This is a genomic window from Chryseobacterium gotjawalense (assembly GCF_030012525.1).
Taxonomy (GTDB): Bacteria; Bacteroidota; Bacteroidia; order Flavobacteriales; family Weeksellaceae; genus Kaistella; species Kaistella gotjawalense.
In genome coordinates, this window is record NZ_CP124855.1 from 33,230 (window position 1) to 53,527 (window position 20,298).

Annotated in this window: 23 protein-coding genes and 1 tRNA gene; 18 read left to right on the forward strand and 6 right to left on the reverse strand. The window is 36.9% G+C overall.

All coding sequences use genetic code 11. The features are described 5' to 3' along the window. Positions 1-150 precede the first annotated feature (150 nt). Entirely contained in the window at positions 151-1,503 is a 1,353-nt protein-coding gene (locus tag QGN23_RS00145; RefSeq protein ID WP_282905045.1) for a DEAD/DEAH box helicase, read from the forward strand. Between the two features lie 281 nt (positions 1,504-1,784). Here the strand turns inward: QGN23_RS00145 and rpsO are convergent, their stop codons facing one another. Beyond that, entirely contained in the window at positions 1,785-2,054 is a 270-nt protein-coding gene (gene rpsO / locus QGN23_RS00150; protein ID WP_133440087.1) for a 30S ribosomal protein S15, read from the reverse strand. A 240-nt stretch (positions 2,055-2,294) separates the two neighbouring features. On the opposite strand from rpsO, the gene QGN23_RS00155 reads away from it, so the two are divergent. The 8 genes from QGN23_RS00155 to QGN23_RS00190 all read left to right on the forward strand — a co-directional run bounded on the left by QGN23_RS00155 (position 2,295) and on the right by QGN23_RS00190 (position 7,666). Further along, positions 2,295-2,840 (forward strand): pyruvate decarboxylase, encoded by a 546-nt coding sequence (locus QGN23_RS00155; protein ID WP_282905046.1) that lies wholly within the window; start codon positions 2,295-2,297, stop codon positions 2,838-2,840. A gap of 490 nt (positions 2,841-3,330) precedes the next feature. Then, on the forward strand, positions 3,331-3,660 hold the full coding sequence (locus QGN23_RS00160) for a single-stranded DNA-binding protein (RefSeq protein ID WP_282905047.1): 330 nt from the start codon (positions 3,331-3,333) through the stop codon (positions 3,658-3,660). A 79-nt stretch (positions 3,661-3,739) separates the two neighbouring features. After that, positions 3,740-4,189 (forward strand): HRDC domain-containing protein, encoded by a 450-nt coding sequence (locus tag QGN23_RS00165; RefSeq protein ID WP_282905048.1) that lies wholly within the window; start codon positions 3,740-3,742, stop codon positions 4,187-4,189. 126 nt (positions 4,190-4,315) lie between these two features. Continuing rightward, on the forward strand, positions 4,316-4,798 hold the full coding sequence (locus QGN23_RS00170; RefSeq protein WP_282905049.1) for a GNAT family N-acetyltransferase: 483 nt from the start codon (positions 4,316-4,318) through the stop codon (positions 4,796-4,798). Between the two features lie 91 nt (positions 4,799-4,889). After that, a complete protein-coding gene (gene hisS / locus QGN23_RS00175) occupies positions 4,890-6,239 on the forward strand; it encodes a histidine--tRNA ligase (RefSeq protein ID WP_282905050.1) in 1,350 nt (449 codons plus the stop codon). A gap of 62 nt (positions 6,240-6,301) precedes the next feature. Further along, positions 6,302-6,718 carry an EamA family transporter gene (locus QGN23_RS00180; protein ID WP_282905051.1) on the forward strand — a complete coding sequence of 139 codons (417 nt, stop codon included), beginning with the start codon at positions 6,302-6,304 and terminating at the stop codon, positions 6,716-6,718. Continuing rightward, positions 6,718-7,509 carry a class I SAM-dependent methyltransferase gene (locus QGN23_RS00185; protein ID WP_282905052.1) on the forward strand — a complete coding sequence of 264 codons (792 nt, stop codon included), beginning with the start codon at positions 6,718-6,720 and terminating at the stop codon, positions 7,507-7,509. Before QGN23_RS00180 ends, QGN23_RS00185 begins: the two co-directional genes overlap by 1 nt. Before the next feature lie 83 nt (positions 7,510-7,592). Then, positions 7,593-7,666, forward strand: a tRNA-Ala gene (locus QGN23_RS00190). 197 nt (positions 7,667-7,863) lie between these two features. Here QGN23_RS00190 and QGN23_RS00195 read toward each other — a convergent pair. Beyond that, the gene (locus tag QGN23_RS00195) at positions 7,864-7,986 is read right to left on the reverse strand and encodes a hypothetical protein (protein WP_282905053.1); all 123 of its coding nucleotides are present in this window, start codon (positions 7,984-7,986) and stop codon (positions 7,864-7,866) included. 167 nt (positions 7,987-8,153) lie between these two features. On the opposite strand from QGN23_RS00195, the gene uvrA reads away from it, so the two are divergent. From uvrA to QGN23_RS00220, 5 genes are all read left to right on the forward strand, one after another. Further along, positions 8,154-10,988 (forward strand): excinuclease ABC subunit UvrA, encoded by a 2,835-nt coding sequence (gene uvrA, locus QGN23_RS00200; RefSeq protein WP_282905054.1) that lies wholly within the window; start codon positions 8,154-8,156, stop codon positions 10,986-10,988. 84 nt (positions 10,989-11,072) lie between these two features. After that, a complete protein-coding gene (locus QGN23_RS00205; RefSeq protein ID WP_282905055.1) occupies positions 11,073-11,591 on the forward strand; it encodes a DUF421 domain-containing protein in 519 nt (172 codons plus the stop codon). Positions 11,592-11,791: 200 nt separating this feature from the next. After that, on the forward strand, positions 11,792-12,289 hold the full coding sequence (locus QGN23_RS00210; RefSeq protein WP_282905056.1) for a GNAT family N-acetyltransferase: 498 nt from the start codon (positions 11,792-11,794) through the stop codon (positions 12,287-12,289). A 111-nt stretch (positions 12,290-12,400) separates the two neighbouring features. Beyond that, positions 12,401-13,966, forward strand: a complete 1,566-nt coding sequence (locus QGN23_RS00215; protein ID WP_282905057.1) for an NAD(P)/FAD-dependent oxidoreductase — start codon at positions 12,401-12,403, stop codon at positions 13,964-13,966. A gap of 212 nt (positions 13,967-14,178) precedes the next feature. After that, positions 14,179-14,709 (forward strand): hypothetical protein, encoded by a 531-nt coding sequence (locus QGN23_RS00220; protein ID WP_282905058.1) that lies wholly within the window; start codon positions 14,179-14,181, stop codon positions 14,707-14,709. A 57-nt stretch (positions 14,710-14,766) separates the two neighbouring features. On the opposite strand, the gene QGN23_RS00225 is transcribed toward QGN23_RS00220, so the two are convergent. The 3 genes from QGN23_RS00225 to QGN23_RS00235 are packed head-to-tail and all read right to left on the reverse strand — an operon-like array spanning position 14,767 to position 15,973. Next, positions 14,767-15,015 (reverse strand): DUF6952 family protein, encoded by a 249-nt coding sequence (locus QGN23_RS00225; RefSeq protein WP_282905059.1) that lies wholly within the window; start codon positions 15,013-15,015, stop codon positions 14,767-14,769. After that, positions 15,015-15,323 carry a thioredoxin family protein gene (locus QGN23_RS00230; protein ID WP_133440098.1) on the reverse strand — a complete coding sequence of 103 codons (309 nt, stop codon included), beginning with the start codon at positions 15,321-15,323 and terminating at the stop codon, positions 15,015-15,017. The genes QGN23_RS00225 and QGN23_RS00230 overlap by 1 nt, the downstream gene beginning before the upstream one ends. Before the next feature lie 11 nt (positions 15,324-15,334). Next, positions 15,335-15,973 carry a peroxiredoxin gene (locus QGN23_RS00235; protein ID WP_282905060.1) on the reverse strand — a complete coding sequence of 213 codons (639 nt, stop codon included), beginning with the start codon at positions 15,971-15,973 and terminating at the stop codon, positions 15,335-15,337. A gap of 145 nt (positions 15,974-16,118) precedes the next feature. On the opposite strand from QGN23_RS00235, the gene QGN23_RS00240 reads away from it, so the two are divergent. The 4 genes from QGN23_RS00240 (at position 16,119) to murA (ending at position 19,460) form a co-directional block, all read left to right on the forward strand. Next, the gene (locus tag QGN23_RS00240) at positions 16,119-16,616 is read left to right on the forward strand and encodes a heme-binding domain-containing protein (RefSeq protein WP_282905061.1); all 498 of its coding nucleotides are present in this window, start codon (positions 16,119-16,121) and stop codon (positions 16,614-16,616) included. Next, entirely contained in the window at positions 16,616-17,026 is a 411-nt protein-coding gene (locus QGN23_RS00245) for a thiol-disulfide oxidoreductase DCC family protein (RefSeq protein ID WP_282905062.1), read from the forward strand. Before QGN23_RS00240 ends, QGN23_RS00245 begins: the two co-directional genes overlap by 1 nt. A gap of 482 nt (positions 17,027-17,508) precedes the next feature. Beyond that, a complete protein-coding gene (locus tag QGN23_RS00250) occupies positions 17,509-18,150 on the forward strand; it encodes a DUF4290 domain-containing protein (RefSeq protein WP_282905063.1) in 642 nt (213 codons plus the stop codon). A 2-nt stretch (positions 18,151-18,152) separates the two neighbouring features. Next, the gene (murA, locus tag QGN23_RS00255; protein WP_282905064.1) at positions 18,153-19,460 is read left to right on the forward strand and encodes a UDP-N-acetylglucosamine 1-carboxyvinyltransferase; all 1,308 of its coding nucleotides are present in this window, start codon (positions 18,153-18,155) and stop codon (positions 19,458-19,460) included. 147 nt (positions 19,461-19,607) lie between these two features. On the opposite strand, the gene QGN23_RS00260 is transcribed toward murA, so the two are convergent. Continuing rightward, on the reverse strand, positions 19,608-20,054 hold the full coding sequence (locus tag QGN23_RS00260; protein ID WP_282905065.1) for a hemerythrin domain-containing protein: 447 nt from the start codon (positions 20,052-20,054) through the stop codon (positions 19,608-19,610). Between the last annotated feature and the right edge of the window lie 244 nt (positions 20,055-20,298).

Below are 20,298 nucleotides of genomic sequence, written 5' to 3' on the forward strand. Positions count from 1 at the left end.
TTGAAATAAAAAAGACTTAAGTCAGATAAAAAAAACACAAAGAAAACATAAGAACACCCTATTTTTTATTTTAAAACTTTTTCAATTTTTAATGCTTTATAAAAAAAATTAGATATATTCTAATCCTCTCAAAAAAACTATCTTTGCAAAATGGAAAAAATGACCTTTGCCGATTTCGATCTTCCCGAAAAAATTCTTGATGTTTTAGCAGATTCTAATTTATTTGAACCGACACCGATTCAACAGAAAACCCTGAGCCCGATTCTTTCAGGACGGGACGTGATGGGAATTGCGCAAACCGGGACCGGAAAAACTTTGGCATATCTCCTTCCGGTTCTTAAAACCTGGAAATATAATAAAACAGGCAACCCAACAGTGCTTATTCTTGTTCCAACCCGTGAACTGGTCGTTCAGGTTGCAGGAATTGTTGAACATTTAACCCAAAATATTACCGCCAGGGTCATCGGGATTTACGGTGGAAAAAATATTAAAACTCAAAAATTACTTTTTGCAGATGGTTGTGATATCCTCGTAGGAACTCCCGGAAGAGTGATGGATTTGGCGATTGACAATGCGATTTCTTTAAAAGAAGTACAGAAATTAATCATCGATGAATTTGATGAAATGCTGAATCTGGGTTTCAAAGCGCAATTGACGCATATCTTCCAAATGATGAAAGAAAAAAGACAGAATATTCTTTTTTCTGCGACCATGACCGAAGCCGTAGATGCTTTGCTCTACGAATATTTTTCCGGCCCGATGGAAATTTCATTGGCGAAATCAGGAACGCCGCTTGAAAAAATTGAACAGATTGGTTATAAAGTGGAAAACTTTAATACCAAAATTAATTTGCTGCAACATCTTTTACAAACAGATAAAGACTTTTCGAAAGTTCTTATTTTCTGTAATAATAAGAAACATGCCGATTTACTTTATACTAAAATCGAAGAATTATTCCCGGATCAGTTTGACGTTATTCACTCCAATAAATCACAGAATTACCGTTTGAATGCGATGAAAAGTTTCGAATCGCAGGAAGTTCGCGGTTTGATTACCACCGATATTATGGCGCGTGGTTTAGATATTTCTGATATTACCCACGTTATTAATTTTGAAATCCCGGAAGTTCCAGAACAATACATCCACAGAATTGGTAGAACCGGTCGTGCAGATAAAAATGGTATTGCCGTTTCTTTTGTGACTAAAAATGAAGAAAGCCAATTATTAGATATTGAAATTTTAATGGACAAGTCGGTAATCATCAAAGAATTCCCGGCTGAAGTTAAAATCAATCCTGTGAAAATCGCTTCTGAAAAAGATGAAGTGGTGATGAAAAATGCCCATACTGTAAAGCTTGAAGATGGTGGTGGCGCATTTCACGAGAAAAAAGACAAGAACAAAAAAGAAAACTGGGGTGGCCCTCACGCAAGAAAGATTCCGAAAAAAATTGGAGCCAACCGCGCACAGGAAAAAGCAAAATCAAAAGCCAAGAAAAAGAAATAATTCTTTAAAACTTTATTTTGCAAAACTTAGCGCCTGTTTAAATTTGCTTAAAAAAAGAAATTTTCTTTTTTCCCGAACCTAAAGGGTAGAAAATTTCGTAAAAATTCATCAAAATTACACCCTTTAGGGATTGGGGAAATTAATTTTGATGAATTTTAAACAGACTCTTAAAAAATATCACTTTTGTGCCTTTTGTGGTTTTTAAAACAAATTTAAACAGGCTCTTAACCATAAAAAAAGCAACCCGAATTCGAGTTGCTTTAATTTTGTCTGGAAAATGATTATTTTCTTAAACCAAGTTCTGCAATAATAGCTCTGTAACGATTAATATCTTTTTTCTTAAGATAATCTAAAAGTGCTTTTCTTTTTCCTACTAAAAGTACTAAAGAACGCTCTGTTGCGTAGTCTTTGTGGTTTCTTTTCAGGTGACCTGAAAGGTGGTTAATTCTGTAAGTGAAAAGGGCAACCTGTCCCTCTGCGCTTCCAGTGTCTGTATCAGACTTTCCATGTTTTCCGAAGATTTCTTTCTTCTTGTCAGTTGTTAAGTACATTCCAATATTGTTTTAATGATTATTATGTAACGGGTGCAAAAGTACAACTATTTATTTAATCTTGAAAGCACTATCGCTTTTGTAAATCAGAAATTTACTAATGAATGTTAAATAAATCTTAAAATTTTATTGTCTATATGATTGGATGGCAGTATCTTTGCAGTACAACACACCATGAAAAATCTTTACTTAATTAAAACACATTTTACAGTCTTCTTACTGTTAACTTCTTGCTGTGTAGTGTCTGCACAGATTGGTTTGTTGAGTAGAGACACCAAAATTCAGCAGATTCTTTATTTCAATCCTGAAGTTTTCCCTGATATTGAAGAAATAAAAGAACCCACTTATTCCGCTTTTTTCTCAGCACTGTCCGATCAGTTAAGTTCTTCTAAAAGTACCAAGTTGCTGCGGGTAGATTATAATATTCCTTATGACGATGCAGAAACAAAGCTGATTAGTGAATTTTGTGAAAATAATAATGCCCAATATGCGGTAGTTCCGAAAGTGAAATATTTTAAAGTAGGATTTGGGAAATATGTTTTTTCTAATCAGGTGATTGTAAGCATGAAAATTTACAGTTCGACTGGTGAATTACTCGCAGAGACTTCCTATGATACCTACAAAAAGAACGGTCGCCTCTTGGGTTCTGCAGAAAATTCCATAAAAATAGGAACCACCGGTGCCCTAAAAAATATCAATAAAATTCTTCGTAAAAAGTACCGTTCTACAGCGAACGCTTCGGTCCAATTCGATATTTTCCCGGAAAATCAGTTTTCTTATAATTAAAAGTTTGGGTTTCCAACATTTTATTCGGAAATTAAATTTGAACTAAATTTAATTTTATTTAAATTTTTAAATTACATACAAAAGGACAGAAAATCTCTTGTCTGGCTTCTACTTAGGACACAATTTCGGCTTTTGCAACTTGAAAAATAGTGGTTGAAAAAACCTTGAATCATTCTCTTTTTGAACATTAAAGTATTAAAAGGAGTAAGATTTCCTCTGAAAATTGATTTCCCAACTTTTTGGTCTTTTGGAATTCCAGAAAAGCCCTCCGTAATTTTTTCATCTTTTATCTTTGCTCTTTGCTCTTTGCTCTTTGCTCTTTTTTTTCTAAAATATTGATTAGCAATCCTATATCCGACACAAACGGATACAAACGATAGTAAGCGGTTCCGTACCGACTAATTTTTGAAAGCTTGTGAATCTTTGCAACAGAGATTCGGGAAAGACAGTGAGACCCGTTTCTAATGTTTAATTATAAAAATCTAATGCCATGTCACTAAGAAACAAGATTACCCTAGTGGGTAGGACAGGAAAAGACGTAGAAATTGTACAATTTGAAAACGGAAAGTTGGCCAGAGTAAGTTTGGCAACTACCGATCATTACACCAATGCCATGGGTGAAAAAGTAGAAGAAACACAATGGCACAACCTGGTCTGTAGCGGAAAAACTGCAGATATTATGGAAAAATACGTCGAAAAAGGAAAGGAAATCGCCGTGGAAGGAAAGATCGTATATCGGAACTATGATGATAAAGAAGGCCAGAAACGCTACATTACGGAAGTTCGGGTTTTAGAACTTTTACTTCTGGGTAGTAGATAGCAGGGATAAGCAAAGCTGACTGATCCATGAAATCAGGCTGGCTTTCCCTTTTGAAAATTAATATTAAAAACACAACACGATGAAAATTCAAATATTTAAAATCAGATTATCAGATGAATTCATTTATAATGATCAAAAAAGGCTCGACCGTTTTCTTCAGCAAAACAACATTCTGAAGTACGAAACCGCTTTTGTAAAAGACGAAGAAAGTTATTGGTCTGTCGTTCTTTATTTCGAAGAATTGGAATTGCAGATCAATGAACCGAAATCTGAAAGATACAGTGTAGAAAAGGAAGTAGAGCTCTCCATAGATGAAATAAAAATTCTCGACTCGCTCAAATTATGGCGGTCGGAAAAAGCAAAAGATCAAAAACTGCCGGTTTATTTTATCGCAACCAATAAAGAACTCTTCTCAATTGCGAAATACAAACCTGCCAAAAAAGAAGAGTTGCTAGACATCAAAGGTTTCGGTAAACATAAAATCGAAAACTACGGCCAAGAAATTATTGAGATTTTAGAAACCGTTTAAAAACCCAAACACTATATATTTTCAAAAACCGGAGAAATTTTCTTCGGTTTTTTTGATTTGTAAATTCCTCAGATTTAAGACTCTTTTTTATGGTACTAAATCAGCAAGTTTTATTAAATTTATAAAATGGAAACTATTATTAGAAAAATTCAGAAATCAGATAATGACGCTTTGGCAATAATAATACGAAGTTGCTTTCATGATTTTGAGGTTCCTACACCGGGAACTGTTTATGAAGATGCAGCGACAGATCATTTATACGAGTTGTTTAGCAAAGAAAACTCAGCATTGTTTGTCGCAGAATTAGACGGCAAATTATGCGGTTGTTGCGGGATTTTTCCTACGGTAGGTTTACCGGAAAAATGTGGTGAACTCGTTAAGTTTTATATCCATCAAGATTTTCGTGGAAAAGGGTTGGGCAAAAAATTAATGGAAAAAAGTATTGAGTTTGCAAAAAAATCGGGTTATCAATCCATTTATATTGAAAGTTTACCCGAATTTTCTACCGCAGTTTCCATCTACGAAAAGCAGGGTTTTACTTACTTAGAAAAACCATTGGGCAATTCGGGACATAGCGGCTGCAACCTTTGGATGATCAAGCATTTTTAAGGTTTTAGATTAATATTTCCGTATTTTTGCAGACTGATGCAAGTATATTGCCAGCATAATTAATCATCACCTATTATTCATTACGATACCTATGAAGCCCAGTTTAGCCAAAGGAACCAGAGATTTTTCCGCCGAAGAAGTTTACCGGAGAAAGTTTATTATCAATGTTTTACAAAAGAATTTTGAACTGTTTGGTTTTCAGCCTTTAGAAACACCGAGTTTCGAAAACCTTTCCACTCTAACCGGAAAATACGGCGAAGAAGGCGACCGTTTGATTTTCAAAATTCTGAATTCCGGTGACTATGCGTCGAAAACAAAAGATGAAGACTGGTCAGCTAAAAATTCTCAAAAATTAATTTCGCAAATTTCCGAAAAAGCATTGCGTTATGATTTAACGGTGCCCTTCGCCAGATATGTTGCCATGAATCATGGACAAATGACTTTTCCTTTTAAGCGGTACCAGATTCAACCGGTTTGGCGCGCAGACCGTCCGCAGAAAGGGCGCTTCCGCGAATTTTACCAGTGTGATGCTGATGTGGTGGGAAGCGTGAGTTTATGGCAGGAAATAGAGTTGGTTCAACTGTATTTAAAGTCATTTGCTGAACTTAAAGTGAATGTTGTTCTTCATTTGAACAACCGAAAAATTCTTTCTGGTCTGGCAGAATTTGCCGGGATTTCAGATCAGTTGATCGACTTTACGGTGGCGCTCGACAAACTCGATAAAATTGGAAAAGAGGGAGTTGTTAAAGAGCTTTTAGAAAAAAACATCAGTCAGGACTCTATCGATAAACTTGATTTTCTTTTTAATCAAAGTGAAAAAGCACTGGAGAATTTAGCACAGTTAAAAGAGAAATTTCAAGGAAATGAAATCGGAACGGCTGGAGTAGAAGAGTTAGAATTTGTATTGACGAAATCTTTTGAATTGGGGATTTCTGAAGAAAGTCTAAAATTTGATATTACTTTAGCACGTGGACTCGATTATTATACCGGCGCAATTTTCGAAGTAAAAGCGACTGATGTTGCGATGGGATCCATCGGCGGGGGCGGCAGATATGATAATTTAACCGAAGTTTTCGGTGTGAAAAACATTCCCGGAATTGGGATTTCTTTCGGTCTCGACCGAATTTATCTGGTCATGGAAGAACTTGGTTTATTTCCCGAGGATTCTGTAAACGTGGTACAATATCTTTTTGCCAACTACGGCGAAAACGAATCTTTAGCAGCCATGAAAGTAATTGGTCAACTTCGGACAAAAGGGATTTCTGCAGAATTATATCCGGAATCTGCAAAACTGAAAAAACAATTTACTTACGCTGAAAAAAAGGGAATTCCCAACTTGGTTTTCTACGGAGAACAGGAAATTTCAGACGGCAAAATAACCATTAAGAATTTGAAAACGGGTGAACAGATTATTCAGATGGTAGAAGAATTTTTAGATTAAACAAATGTAACCGTGACAAGATTCAGAATCTTGTCACGGTTACAGAATTAATAACTCAAAAAATGTGGTGGATCTACGCCTTACTTTCTGCCTTATTTGCAGCAGCGACAGCGATTTTTGCTAAAGTCGGTGTAGAAAATGTAAACTCTAATCTGGCGACTGCTATTCGGACAGTCGTTGTTTTAATCATGATTTGGATGATCGTTTTCTTCCGAAATGAATATAAAGCGCTCGGAGAACTTTCGTCACGAAACTGGATTTTCCTCATCATATCGGGATTTGCAACCGGTTTTTCCTGGATTTTTTATTTTAAAGCTTTGCAAATGGGCGAAGTCTCAAAAGTAGCCGGAATTGATAAACTCAGTTTGGCGTTGACTATAATTTTTGCCATCATATTTTTAGGCGAAACATTAACGTGGAAAACAGCAGTCGGCGCTTCTTTAATTATCGCTGGAACTTTATTTTTAATCTGGAAATAATGGAAAATTATCTCGATATCAATCGTAAATTATGGAATGCAAAAGTAGATTCGCATTTAAAATCTGATTTCTATTTCGTAGATGAGTTTGTAAAAGGACGAACTTCTTTAAACTCCATTGAACTGGAGCTTTTAGGCGAGATCAAAGACAAAAACATTCTTCATCTGCAATGTCATTTCGGACAGGATTCTATTTCACTTTCCCGTTTAGGAGCAAAAGTTACGGGAATCGATCTGTCGGATAAATCTATTGACGCAGCAAAAAAATTGGCGGAGCAATGCGCAACAGATACGCAGTTTTTAGTTTCAGATGTATATGATTTGCCAAATGTTTTACATCAAAAATTTGATATTGTTTATGCGACTTATGGCACAATTGGTTGGCTTCCCGATTTGCAAAAATGGGCCGAAGTGATTTCTAATTTTCTAAAACCTGGGGGTAAATTGATCTTCGTAGAATTTCATCCCGTGGTTTGGATGTATGATGACGACTTCACTTTTGTCAAACACAGTTATTTTAATAATGAACAGATTATTGAAACCAATCAGGGAACATATGCCGATCCAGCTGCCGAGTTGATGAACGAAGAAGTGAGTTGGAATCATTCCCTTTCAGAAGTTTTAACCAGTTTATCAGGTGAGGATCTCATTCTGCAAAGCTTTCAGGAATACAATTGGTCTCCATATCCGTGTTTCCGTCATATTGAGGAAGTAGAAAAAGGAAAATATCAAATCCCACAATTTGGAAATAGAATTCCTCTCGTATATTCACTTGTTGCCGAAAAAAAATAAATACAGAAATGTTGCTTTTAAATCGCAAAAATTTGTATCATTGCAAATCCGAAATTTACTTTGTAAAATTTGGATTTTAAAATGGGGGATTAGCTCATCTGGCTAGAGCGTTTGACTGGCAGTCAAGAGGTGGTCGGTTCGATCCCGATATCCTCCACAAAAAAACCGTTTCACTTGTAAGTGAAACGGTTTTTTGTTTTATAATGTGATCAGCTCAAGCCCGTAATTTTTTCATTGTTTTCGATATGGGTTCCTTTGCTGAAGCAATACTTGGTAAATAATCATAACCGTCACTACCATCAGTTTTGATTTTTTTATCTTTTCTTCATCGATGTATTTTAAAGGGATTTTAGCTTAAAGTTTTCCATAGTATTCCAAACCGTCGCGGTGGGTTTCCGGTTCTTTTCCGGCAATATTTTTGATGTGATGCAGTTCTGTGGATCCTGCAATTTTTAAATCGGTGGGAACAATCATCATCACGTATTTTTAATTCAATCAAATGGGAGTGGAAATCAATTTTTAAATTAATTTTTTGAGGGTGCTTTAATTCTAAATTAAAATTCAGCTTTGAATTCTTAACTTATTATCCTATAAAAATTCCGTATTTTTGCCAATCCTGAAAATTCAAATTTCGAGGTTTAAAAATGAAAGATCCTAAAGAATATATAGAAGTTTACGGTGCCCGTGAACATAATTTAAAAAACATCGATGTTAAAATTCCGCGCAATGAACTGGTCGTAATCACCGGGCTTTCAGGAAGTGGGAAATCATCCTTGGCTTTTGATACGATTTTTGCGGAAGGTCAGCGAAGATATATCGAAACTTTTTCGGCGTATGCCAGACAATTTCTCGGCGGTCTGGAAAGACCGGATGTTGATAAAATCGACGGACTTTCTCCCGTGATCGCCATTGAACAGAAAACAACGAATAAAAATCCGCGTTCTACCGTAGGAACCGTAACGGAACTGTATGACTTTTTGCGTCTGCTTTTTGCCAGAGTTTCAGATGCGTATTCTTTAACGACCGGGCAAAGATTGGTAAGTTACACCGAGGAACAGATTTTAGAGGCCATTAAAAATAATTATAAAGGGGAGAAAGTAATGTTGCTTGCTCCGGCAGTTCGTTCCCGAAAAGGGCATTACCACGAACTTTTTGTGCAGATGGCTAAGAAAGGATATGGCCAGGCAAGAATTGATGGCGAGATTCTGGATATTGAATATGATCTAAAGCTCGACCGTTATAAAACCCACGATATCGATATTGTGATTGACCGTTGGATTATCGGGGAGAATGCGTCTGAAACCAGAATGGAACAATCATTAAAAACTGCTTTGCACATGGGTGAAGGAGTGATTGGGATTCAAAAATTAGCAAGTGAAAATATAGAATATTTCTCTAAAAATTTAATGGATGCCGACACCGGACATTCATTGTCTTTGCCGGAACCGAATACCTTTTCGTTTAACTCGCCGAAAGGAAGTTGTCCTTATTGCAAAGGGTTAGGCATGGTGAAGAAAGTGAATACCGATTATTTTGTCGAAAATCCGAAACTTTCTATCAACCAGGGTGGTTTACTCCCGTTAGAAGACATTAAATCCAACAAATGGATTCTGGGTCAGATTAAAAATATCTTAGAGATTTTTGGTCTTTCTATGGCCACGCCGATCAAGGATATTCCGAAAGAAGCCCTGGATTACATCTACAACGGTTGCCACAAAGAAATCAATAAAGATTTAAAACTTGCGGGAATTAATAAGAAAATCAAAGTCAATTTTGACGGTTTAATTTCCTTGATTAATGAAATGATTGATGACAAAGAAAGCTACGATGCTACTTTGTTAGAACGCCATTTCACCACAGAAGAGGTTTGTCCGGACTGTAATGGAGCCCGTTTGCAGGCGTCCAGTTTAAGTTTTAAAATCGATGGGAAAAATATCGCAGAAATTAATGCTTTATCGCTTCTTGATTTAAAGGAATGGTTGATTCAGGTTGAAGATAAGTTCAGCAAAAACAATAAAATCATCGCTCACGAAATTCTAAAAGAAATCAAAACCAGACTTCAGTTTCTGCTAGATGTCGGTTTGGATTATCTGAGTTTGAGCAGAAGTTCCAGAACACTTTCCGGTGGGGAATCTCAGAGGATTCGCTTGGCAACACAAATCGGTTCGCAATTGGTTAATGTGCTTTATATTTTAGATGAACCGTCGATTGGTTTGCACCAAAGAGATAACGAAAGACTGATCGCATCTTTGAAAAATTTACGCGACATTGGGAATTCTGTAATCGTTGTTGAACACGACAAAGATATGATTATGGAAGCCGATGAGGTTTTGGATATTGGCCCGCGTGCAGGGAAATTCGGTGGTGAAGTTCTTTGGCAGGGAAAACCGAAAGATTTATTAAATGCCGATACCATCACCGCGGATTATCTGACCGGAAAACGCAAAATAGAAGTTCCGGAAGTTCGCAGAGAAGGAAACGGAAAAACACTAACTTTAAAAGGTGCGACTGGAAATAATCTGAAGAATGTCAATTTAGAAATTCCACTTGGGAAACTCGTTGTAGTGACAGGGATTTCAGGAAGTGGAAAATCTTCTTTAATTAATGGGACTTTGTACCCAATTTTAAATCAGCATTTTTACAGAGCCGTAAAAGAACCTTTACCCTATAAAAAATTTGAAGGAATTGACAACATCGACAAAATAGTTGATGTGGATCAAACACCGATTGGCAGAACGCCGCGGTCCAATCCCGCAACTTATACCGGCATGTTTACCGATATCAGGAATCTTTTTGCTGAACTTCCGGAGTCTAAAATCCGTGGTTACAAAGCAGGACGGTTCTCCTTTAATGTAAAAGGCGGGCGTTGTGAAACCTGTCAGGGTGGAGGTTTGAAAGTGATTGAAATGAATTTCCTGCCTGATGTGTACGTTCATTGCGAAACCTGTAATGGCAAACGTTTTAACCGCGAAACTTTAGAAGTCCGTTACAAAGGAAAATCCATTTCTGATGTGTTGGAAATGACCATCGATGAAGCTACAGAATTCTTCCAGCCGATTCCTAAGATCTTTTCAAAAGTAAAAACCATGCAGGATGTTGGTTTGGGATATATCACGCTGGGACAGCAATCCACAACTTTGAGTGGAGGAGAAGCGCAACGAATTAAACTCGCCACAGAATTATCAAAAAGACAAACCGGAAATACTTTGTATATTCTGGATGAACCAACAACCGGATTGCATTTCGAAGATGTAAAAGTGTTGATGGACGCCATCAATAAATTGGTCGAACTGGGGAATTCGTTTATTATCATTGAACATAATTTAGATGTAATTAAATTGGCAGATCATATCATCGACATCGGTCCGGAAGGTGGTTACCGCGGTGGAGAAATCATTGCCAAAGGAACTCCCGAAGAAGTCGCCAAATCAAAAAAATCTTTGACTGCGAAATTCTTAAAAAGAGAATTAAACAGTTAAAGTAATTATTTTAAAAATCAAAAACCGAATGTGATGTTCGGTTTTTTTATTTTCTTTTACTTTGTATTATAAAAATAGGAAATAATGAATCCATTTCTTGATGTCGCTTTACGGAGTCTCGCAGTCTATCTTTTTATGTTTGCCGCAATCCGGGTTTTTGGCAAGAATCAACTTTCGCAGTTAAATGCGGGTGATATTGTGTTGCTTCTTTTGATTTCCAATGCCGTGCAGAATGCGATGGTGGGTTCTAATGTAAGTTTAGAAGGAGGTTTGGTTGCGGCACTGGTCTTATTTGTAGCCAATTTTATCGTTAAAAAAATAATTTTCACTAATCCGAAAATTAAAAGTTTCGTAGAATCTGATCCTATCATTTTAATCAAAGACGGCGTTGTGGATAATGTAAAAATGAAAGAACAGGAAGTTAGTTTTGATGAACTGGAAGAAGCGGTCAGAGAGCATGGCGTTGAAAAAATCGTCGATGTGAAACTGGCAGTTTTGGAAGTTGACGGCAATATCAGTGTAATTTCAATCGACAAAGAAACCGGTTCCATCAAATTTTCACGCCGCCGTAGAAAGTTCCCCAGAAAAAGCCATAAGTTTTAAGGAACTGTCTCAAAATATAAATCTTTAAACCATAAAGTGACAAAAAATAAAAGTGGAGAATAGGATTTCTATAAGAATACAAAATGGGAATGCAAGAATCAATTCCACTTTTGCATTACTGATTTTTCGAATCGCTCTTTCGATTCTTTTACGGAAAAAAAATAAATAGGCTCTTATCAGAAATTATAACTTAGAAAACAATGAATTACGAAATACGACCAATGCGTCCCGAAGATGGCGATAAAGTTTTAGAGATTTTTCAACAGGGAATTAACGGTGGAAATGCTACATTCGATAAAGTGGCACCTGCCTGGGAAGCCTGGGATACCAAACATTTTAATGTCTGCCGTTTCGTCTTAGAAAATGAAACTGATGAAGTGGTGGGTTGGTGCGCCTTACAACCCATCAGCAATCGCGATTGTTTTAAAGGTGTTGCCGAAGTCAGCATTTATTTAGACGCTTCAGTTCAGGGAAAAGGACTGGGAACAGTGATGATGAAAAAACTGATTCTCGATAGTGAAGAAAATGGTTTCTGGACTTTGCAGGCCGCAATATTTCCCGAGAATACAGTGAGCGTGAAAATCCATGAAAAGCATGGTTTCAAGATGATCGGAACAAGAGAAAGAATTGGCGAAATGAACGGGAATTGGCGAAATATTGTGTTGCTCGAAAGAAGAAGCAGGGTGGTAGGAATTTAGATGATAAATTTTGATTTTATATTATTTCTATTGAATAAAAAGTAGAAATTTGCAGCCGGAATGATTGATCCGATGAAAACCTTTTTTAAACTTTATTCTTAACACTATTCAATGCCAAAAGAATTTCAATTTCAAGTATCACCCCAAGTTGCTGCCAGCGAAGATTTATTAGCACAACAGGTCGGAAAATTCTGTAATATAAGTCCGAAAGAAATTCAGAAAGTAGTGGTTTTAAAACGCTCTTTTGATGCCCGGCAAAAGGCGGTAAAAGTAAATGTTAAGGGAAATGTTTTTTTACTTGGTGAAGAATATATTCCTTCTAAAATAGAATTACCTCATTATCCGAATGTTGCCAATCAACAGGAAGTGATTGTCGTAGGAGCTGGTCCGGCGGGATTATTTGCTGCTTTACAATTGATTGAGTTGGGACTGAAACCCATCATTTTAGAGCGTGGAAAAGAGGTGCGGGGCCGTCGCCGGGATTTGAAAGCCATTAATGTTGACGGGATTGTAAATGAAGATTCTAATTATTGCTTTGGCGAAGGTGGTGCCGGAACTTACTCGGACGGAAAATTATATACCCGTTCAAAAAAGCGCGGTGATATCGATCGGATTTTAGAACTTTTTGTCGGTTTTGGAGCCACTCCAGATATTATGGTCGATGCCCATCCCCATATTGGAACCAACAAATTGCCCCAAATTATTCAGGATATCCGTGAAAAAATTATCGCTTGTGGCGGAGAAGTTTTATTTGAAACCCGTGTCACTGATTTTGTAGTGAAAAATAACGAAATGCAGGGTGTTGTTCTTCAAAATGGAAACATCATTTCGGCCAATAAAGTTATTTTGGCAACGGGACATTCCGCACGGGATATTTTTGAACTGCTACATAAAAAGAATATTCTGATTGAAGCCAAACCTTTTGCTTTGGGCGTGCGCGCTGAACATCCACAGGAACTGATTGATAAAATACAATATTCCTGCGATTATCGTGGTGAGTTTTTGCCACCTGCACCGTATTCTGTGGTGAAACAGGTCAATGGCCGCGGGATGTATTCGTTTTGTATGTGTCCAGGTGGTATAATAGCGCCTTGTGCGACGAGTCCTGGTGAAGTGGTGACGAATGGTTGGTCGCCTTCGAAAAGAGATCAGTCCACCGCAAATTCAGGAATTGTGGTCGAACTGAAATTAGAAGATTTCAAACCTTTTCAAAAATTCGGACCTTTAGCGGGAATGGAATTTCAGAAAGCAATTGAGCAGAAAGCTTGGCATTTAGCCGGCGAAACTCAAAAAGTTCCTGCCCAAAGAATGGTTGATTTTACCCAAAATAAAATTTCACAAAATATTCCAAAAACATCTTATGTTCCAGGAACTGCTTCAATTGAAATGGGTGAAGTTTTCCCAGGATTTTTAAGTCAGATTATGAGACAGGGTTTTGTCGAATTTGGAAAATCGATGAAAGGGTATATGACGAATGAAGCTGTTTTGCATGCACCGGAAAGCAGAACTTCTTCACCGGTTCGGATTCCCCGTGATCACTATTCTTTGCAACATGTTCAGATCAAAGGTTTGTATCCGTGTGGAGAAGGCGCAGGATATGCAGGTGGAATAATTTCTGCTGCAATTGATGGGGAAAAATGTGCTTTGAAAGTGGCGGAAAGTTTAAATTTAAAATAGATATTGTTCAATAATTTCGAAAGTTTATTGACAATTTTAAAGTCATAAAACAATTGTTTATCCTTAAAAACATTTCGAATTAAGAGAATGAAATTGACTTCATTTTCTTAAGCATTTTAGAAGTTTCCATTTTAAAAAATAAAAAACCGAAGTTATTTATTAGTTGGCATCATCATTGAAAGGTTTAAAGTTAAATCTTTAAAATTTCAATAATGAAAAATCTATTCAAAATAATATTAGGAGCAGGTTTGGCAATCACGCTTACTTCTTGCGGTACGACCCAGAATCCTTACGGAAATAATTATCCCAACAATTATCCCAATAATGGATCAAATAACGGCACGGTTTACAGAGCCGGAGACGGGCAGGTTTACAGAGCCGGTGATGGACAGGTTTACCGCCGTGGTGAAGTCTATCGTGACCGAAACGGAAATGTTTACCAAAACGGAACGGTAATCCGAACGGGAGAGGTCTACGGACAACCAGGTATTTTAGGAAGAGACGGAAATCAAACCGTGTATTATCCTAATCAAAACAGAAGAAATCTTCCACCCGGACAGGCCAAAAAAATCTACGGAGGCAAAGCAACTGATTACGCGAAAGGGCAACAGAATAAAAGAAATAATCAGTGGAAAAAATCCGACAATGGTGACTACAGAGATCGGAATTATAAGGATTATAAAAAAGGCAAAGACCACGATAAAAAGTACAACAAAAATTACAAAGACCGTAAAAACGATTAAAATAAAAAGGTGGGAAAATTATTTTCCCACCTTTTTTCTTTCATTTTTACTTTAAAACTACTTGTCGATCGAACCTAAAACCTTTTGAGCAAAAGAGTTCAGCGCATCTCTTTCTGCCATTCCAGTCGCAACATCTGCATGAACTTCGAGCGCGCCACAGATATTGGTAATCAATTCTCCGGCAACGTTCAGATCTTCTTCTGTTGTTCCTCTGAATTCTGTAAAAGCTTCAATAACTTCTAAAGTTTTTTCTAAATTTTCTACAGACTGAGTTTGATAAAACTGTCTGATTACAGGTAATTTCATTAATTAAGTTCTTTAAAAAGATTAATAAGACTCTCTGCCTGATTCGATTGAACCTGATTCACCAGTTCTCCTTTACTGAAAATAGCGAACGTTGGTAAATTATCTACTTTTGCTAATTTTCTGCTTTCCGGTAATTTTTCAGCATCGACGTATAGAAAAGGAATGTCTTCATTTTCTGCCGCCAATTTTTTGAATTTAGGTTTCATAATCCGGCAGTTTCCGCACCATGTTGCACCGTATTGCACCACAACTTTATCGTTGTCTGCTACGATCTGCTGCAAAGTATCATCTGCTAATTCGGTATACATAATTTCTTTTTTTAGTTTTTGTGAGACGCTAAATATTCTGCGGTAGAAGTTCTGTTTGCTTTCATCGCATCTTTTCCTTCTTCCCAGTTTGCAGGACAAACTTCACCGTGTTTTTGAACGTGAGTGTAAGCGTCGATTAATCTTAAAAATTCTTTCACATTTCTTCCTAATGGCATATCATTTACTGCTTCGTGGAAGATTTTTCCTGTTTCGTCTACCAAATAAGTAGCTCTGTAAGTCACGTTTGATCCGGTGAAAGATTCGTTTCCTTCTTCATCATAATCGAAATCCTGATCTACAATTCCCAAAATGTTTGCTAACTGTCTGTGCGTATCTGCCAAGATCGGGTAAGTAACTCCTTCGATTCCACCGTTGTCTTTTGGGGTGTTTAACCATGCGAAATGTACCTCGTTGGTATCACAGGAAGCACCGATTACTTGGGTATTTCTTTTTTCAAATTCACCTAAAGCCTCCTGAAAAGCGTGAAGTTCAGTCGGGCAAACAAAAGTGAAATCTTTTGGATACCAGAATAAAAGAACTTTTTTTTCGTTCTTGGTTGCTTCTTCAAAGATGTTGATTTTTAAATCATCACCCATTTCAGACATTGCATCGATGGAGATGTTTGGGAATTTTTTTCCTACTAATGACATAATATTGTTGTTTTAAAATTTCTAATGCAAAAGTACAAATTTTCTATCAATCAAAAAATCATTTTCGATTTATAAAATCTATAACCTTGAAAGTTTTTTCTCATTTAAAATTAAAGTTATAAATTCACACAACAAAATTTTTAAAATGAAAAAAGTACTGATAATTATCATCGTGGCTTTTATATTGATACAGTTTTTCCCGATTGATAAAAATAATCCCGTTGCCACACCGCAGATGGATTTCTTAAAAATTAAGAATACCCCGGAAAAGACGGCGAATTTAATCCGAAATGCCTGTTACGACTGTCACAGCAATGAAACAAAATATCCTTGGTATGCAAGTACACAGCCATTTGGTTGGTTTTTGGAAAGCCACATTAAGGACGGTAGAAAAGACCTGAACTTCTCTACTTTTGCAACTTACGAAACGAAACGGCAGATCAAGAAATTGAAAGAAGCTGTTGAAATGATGGAGAAAAATGAAATGCCGCTGGATTCTTATGTAATCCTTCATCCCGAAGCCAAATTAAATGCGGCGGATAAGAAGCAAGTGATTGATTATTTCAAATTTATGGAGAACGACACGCGTATTTTAAATGATTTACCGACTTCGGTTGAAAAATCTGATTTTAAGATTAAATAATGACAAACCCTGATCCTTCCAAATATTACGTTTTCTATGATGGGGAATGCGGCTTCTGTAATTTCTGGGTGCACTGGATCTTAAAAAAAGATTCGAAGAATAACTTTCTGTTTGCTGCTTTGCAATCGGATTTTGGCCAGCAGTTTTTAAGGGAAAGAAATTTGGAAGTAAAAAACCTCAGCACTCTTTACCTTTGGAAACCTGAAAAATATTATTTGCAGAAATCACAGGCTGTTTTCAAGATTTGTGAACTCATCGGAGGATCGTATCAATTATTATCGTATTTGCGCTTTTTGCCTACTGCGCTAACTGATTTTTTTTACGACAGCGTAGCAGCAAACAGGAAAAAACTCAATTCTGGAGCCTGCGAAATACCTACTGCAGAAGAGCGGAAAAAATTTATTGAATAGGTTTTGGATAATAGAGCGCTTCGCTGAAAGATAAAGGATGATAGACGGGAGTTTCCTTTTGCACGATAAAGCTCTTCTCTGAAAGACAAAAGACGAAAGGATGATGCTTTTTTGAAATATCAGTGTCAGTTTATCAATTAAGATTTCCCGATGGCTTTAGCCGAAACTTATTTTTGGTAATTATAAAATTGCTTTATTCCTTTTTTAAAAAATTCCTAAATGTCGATTTTAGTTCGGGAATTGAACTCATGAGCGGGTCTGCGTGAGGGCGTAGGTGGAAATCCTTTTTTTTTCTAAGTCTTCTTTTTGAACAAATTCTTTCTAAAAAAAAGATTGGAGCCGAAGACTGACCCGAATGGAGGGGAAAGCGCTGTTAGGGCTGCAAGCCCTAACAGCGCTCAGCGATGGCAATGAAGGGGCACGCCCAAAAAATTACAGCAAACTAAAACCATTAACCTCAACAAATTCTTATATTTGCACTTATGGAATACAATACAAGCAAAACGCATCTCCAAATGCCGGAATACGGCCGAATTATACAGCAACTTGTAGAACGTTGCAAGGAGGTTGAAAACAGAGACGAACGTAATGAAATGGCGGTGGCGATTGTAGATTTTATGGGTCAGAGAAATCCTCAGCTCCGTGATGAAGAAAATTATAAACATAAATTGTGGGATCATCTTTTCATTTTAGCAAAATATGATTTAGACGTAGATTCACCGTATCATATCCTAACTCAGGAAGAAATGAAGGTGAAACCTAAAAGAATGGAATACCCAAAACTTCAGGGTGATTTTAAATTTTACGGGAAAAGTATTTTGCAGTTGATCGATAAAGCAATTGAGTTAGAAGCAGGTGACGAAAAAGACGCTTTGATTCAGGTGATTGCCAACAATATGAAAAAATCGTATAATGTTTATAACAAAGAACATGTACAGGATGAGGTGATTTTTCGTCATTTAAAAGACCTTTCGAAAAACCGTTTGGATTTAACCATTTTGGATTCATTAGAAAAAAGTAAAATTTATTACGCAACGAACCGAACCAATAAATCATACCCTAGAAATAATCCAAAGAACCAAAATAACAGAAAAAATATTCAAAACAATAAAAACCGGAAATAAGAATGAGCGGAAGTTTTCAAATTAGAGGAGGAAAAAAACTGCATGGCGAAATTACGCCGCAAGGTGCTAAAAATGAGGCGCTTCAAATTTTGTGTGCAGTATTGCTGACGGATGAAGAAGTGCGCATTAAAAATATTCCCGACATCCATGATGTGAACCGGTTGATTGAGATTTTGCAGGATTTCGGCGTGAAAATAACAAAAAACGGGCACGGTGATTATTCTTTTCAGGCAGATGCGGTCAACTTCGATTATGTGAAATCGCAGGATTTCAAGCAAGACGGCGCAAAACTTCGTGGATCTGTAATGCTGCTCGGTCCGATGCTGGCCAGATATGGTGAAGCTTATATGCCGACTCCGGGTGGTGATAAAATCGGGAGACGACGATTGGATACGCATTTCCAGGGATTGGTAGAATTAGGTGCGGATTTTCATTACGACGAAAAAGAATCTTTTTATACGTTAAAGGCGAAAGAACTTCATGGCAAATTTATTTTGTTGGAAGAAGCTTCAGTAACGGGAACTGCCAATATTATAATGGCTGCCGTTTTAGCCAAAGGTAAAACCAGAGTTTATAATGCGGCTTGCGAACCTTACCTGCAGCAATTGTGTAAAATGCTCAACAGAATGGGCGCTAATATTTCGGGTATCGGTTCCAATTTATTGACCATCGAAGGAGTGTCTCATCTGCACGGAACAGAACATACCATGTTGCCCGATATGGTGGAGATCGGTTCCTGGATCGGACTTGCTGCAATGACGAAATCTGAGATTACCATTAAAAATGTAAACTGGAAAGAGCTTGGAGTTATTCCAAATACGTTTAAGAAATTAGGAATTGATTTAGAAAAGAGAGGTGATGATATTTTCATTCCGGCTCAGGAAAATTACAAGATTCAGAAATTCATTGACGGTTCTATTCTGACTGTTTCAGATGCGCCGTGGCCTGGATTTACGCCTGATTTACTTTCTATCATTTTGGTAGTCGCTACTCAGGCAAAAGGCACAGTGCTCATTCACCAGAAAATGTTTGAATCCCGTTTGTTCTTCGTGGATAAATTAATAGATATGGGAGCGCAGATTATTCTGTGTGATCCGCACAGAGCCACAGTTGTCGGTTTAAATCACGAATATCCGTTGAGGGGCACTACGATGGTTTCACCTGATATCAGAGCAGGGAATGCCTTGTTAATTGCGGCGCTTTCGGCTGAAGGCACTTCGGTTATTCATAATATTGAACAGATCGACCGTGGTTACGAAAATATTGACGGTAGATTGAAAGCGATTGGCGCTGATATCGAACGGATTTAACATTTGTACAGCCACGAATTCACGGATTTTGATGATATAATCAGTCATCTGAATAGGAGTTTAAAATAAAGACAACCAGTTCAACAGAACTGGTTGTCTTTATTTTTAGTAATACTCATTAACTAAAAGTGATTGGTTTGGAACCTTTTACTTCCAAAAGAGATCATCATATTCCGGTTCTTTTAATTCTGGATGATCCAATTTTAAAATGGACTGTAATTGTTCGTCAGTTGCCTGTTTTTCTATTTCGGGGAAAATCTGCCGTTCCTCTGTTCGGATGTGAAGTTCAAGTAAAGCCCGGAAATCTTCAATTTGTTCGGGAGTTTTAAAGCCATTTTCAATCATCTTGTGCATGATTCTGTGCTGAGAAATCGCTTCTTTAATTAAAGGATTTTCCTCGCCTAAAACTTTAAATATGGTTTCCTCTTCTTCCGCAAAATGAGGTTTTAGATTTTGAAGATAAAATAAATCAATATATTTTGACATCCGGTCAATGGTGACTTCTTTCTTTAAACCCTCCTTTAATTTCCAACAGAGCAACAGCCCGAAATGATGGTCACGACTGAGTTGTACTAAGGCTTCATGTCTTTTCATAGCTGTTTATTTTTATTTTAAATATGGATATCCGGCTTTAATTATAATAAAGATTTTTAATCTCGCCGTGAACGAGACAAAAGATTTTATTTGCAAATATGCTGTTTTTTTCTCATTTCTTTTAAAGAGCAAAACGAAGATTCACCAATTCCTTTAAAAACAATAAGAAAAAATTCATAAAGGCGTTCCACTTATCAAAGGTCCACAATAAAAATATCTTAATTACGGATATACCTTATTTTTT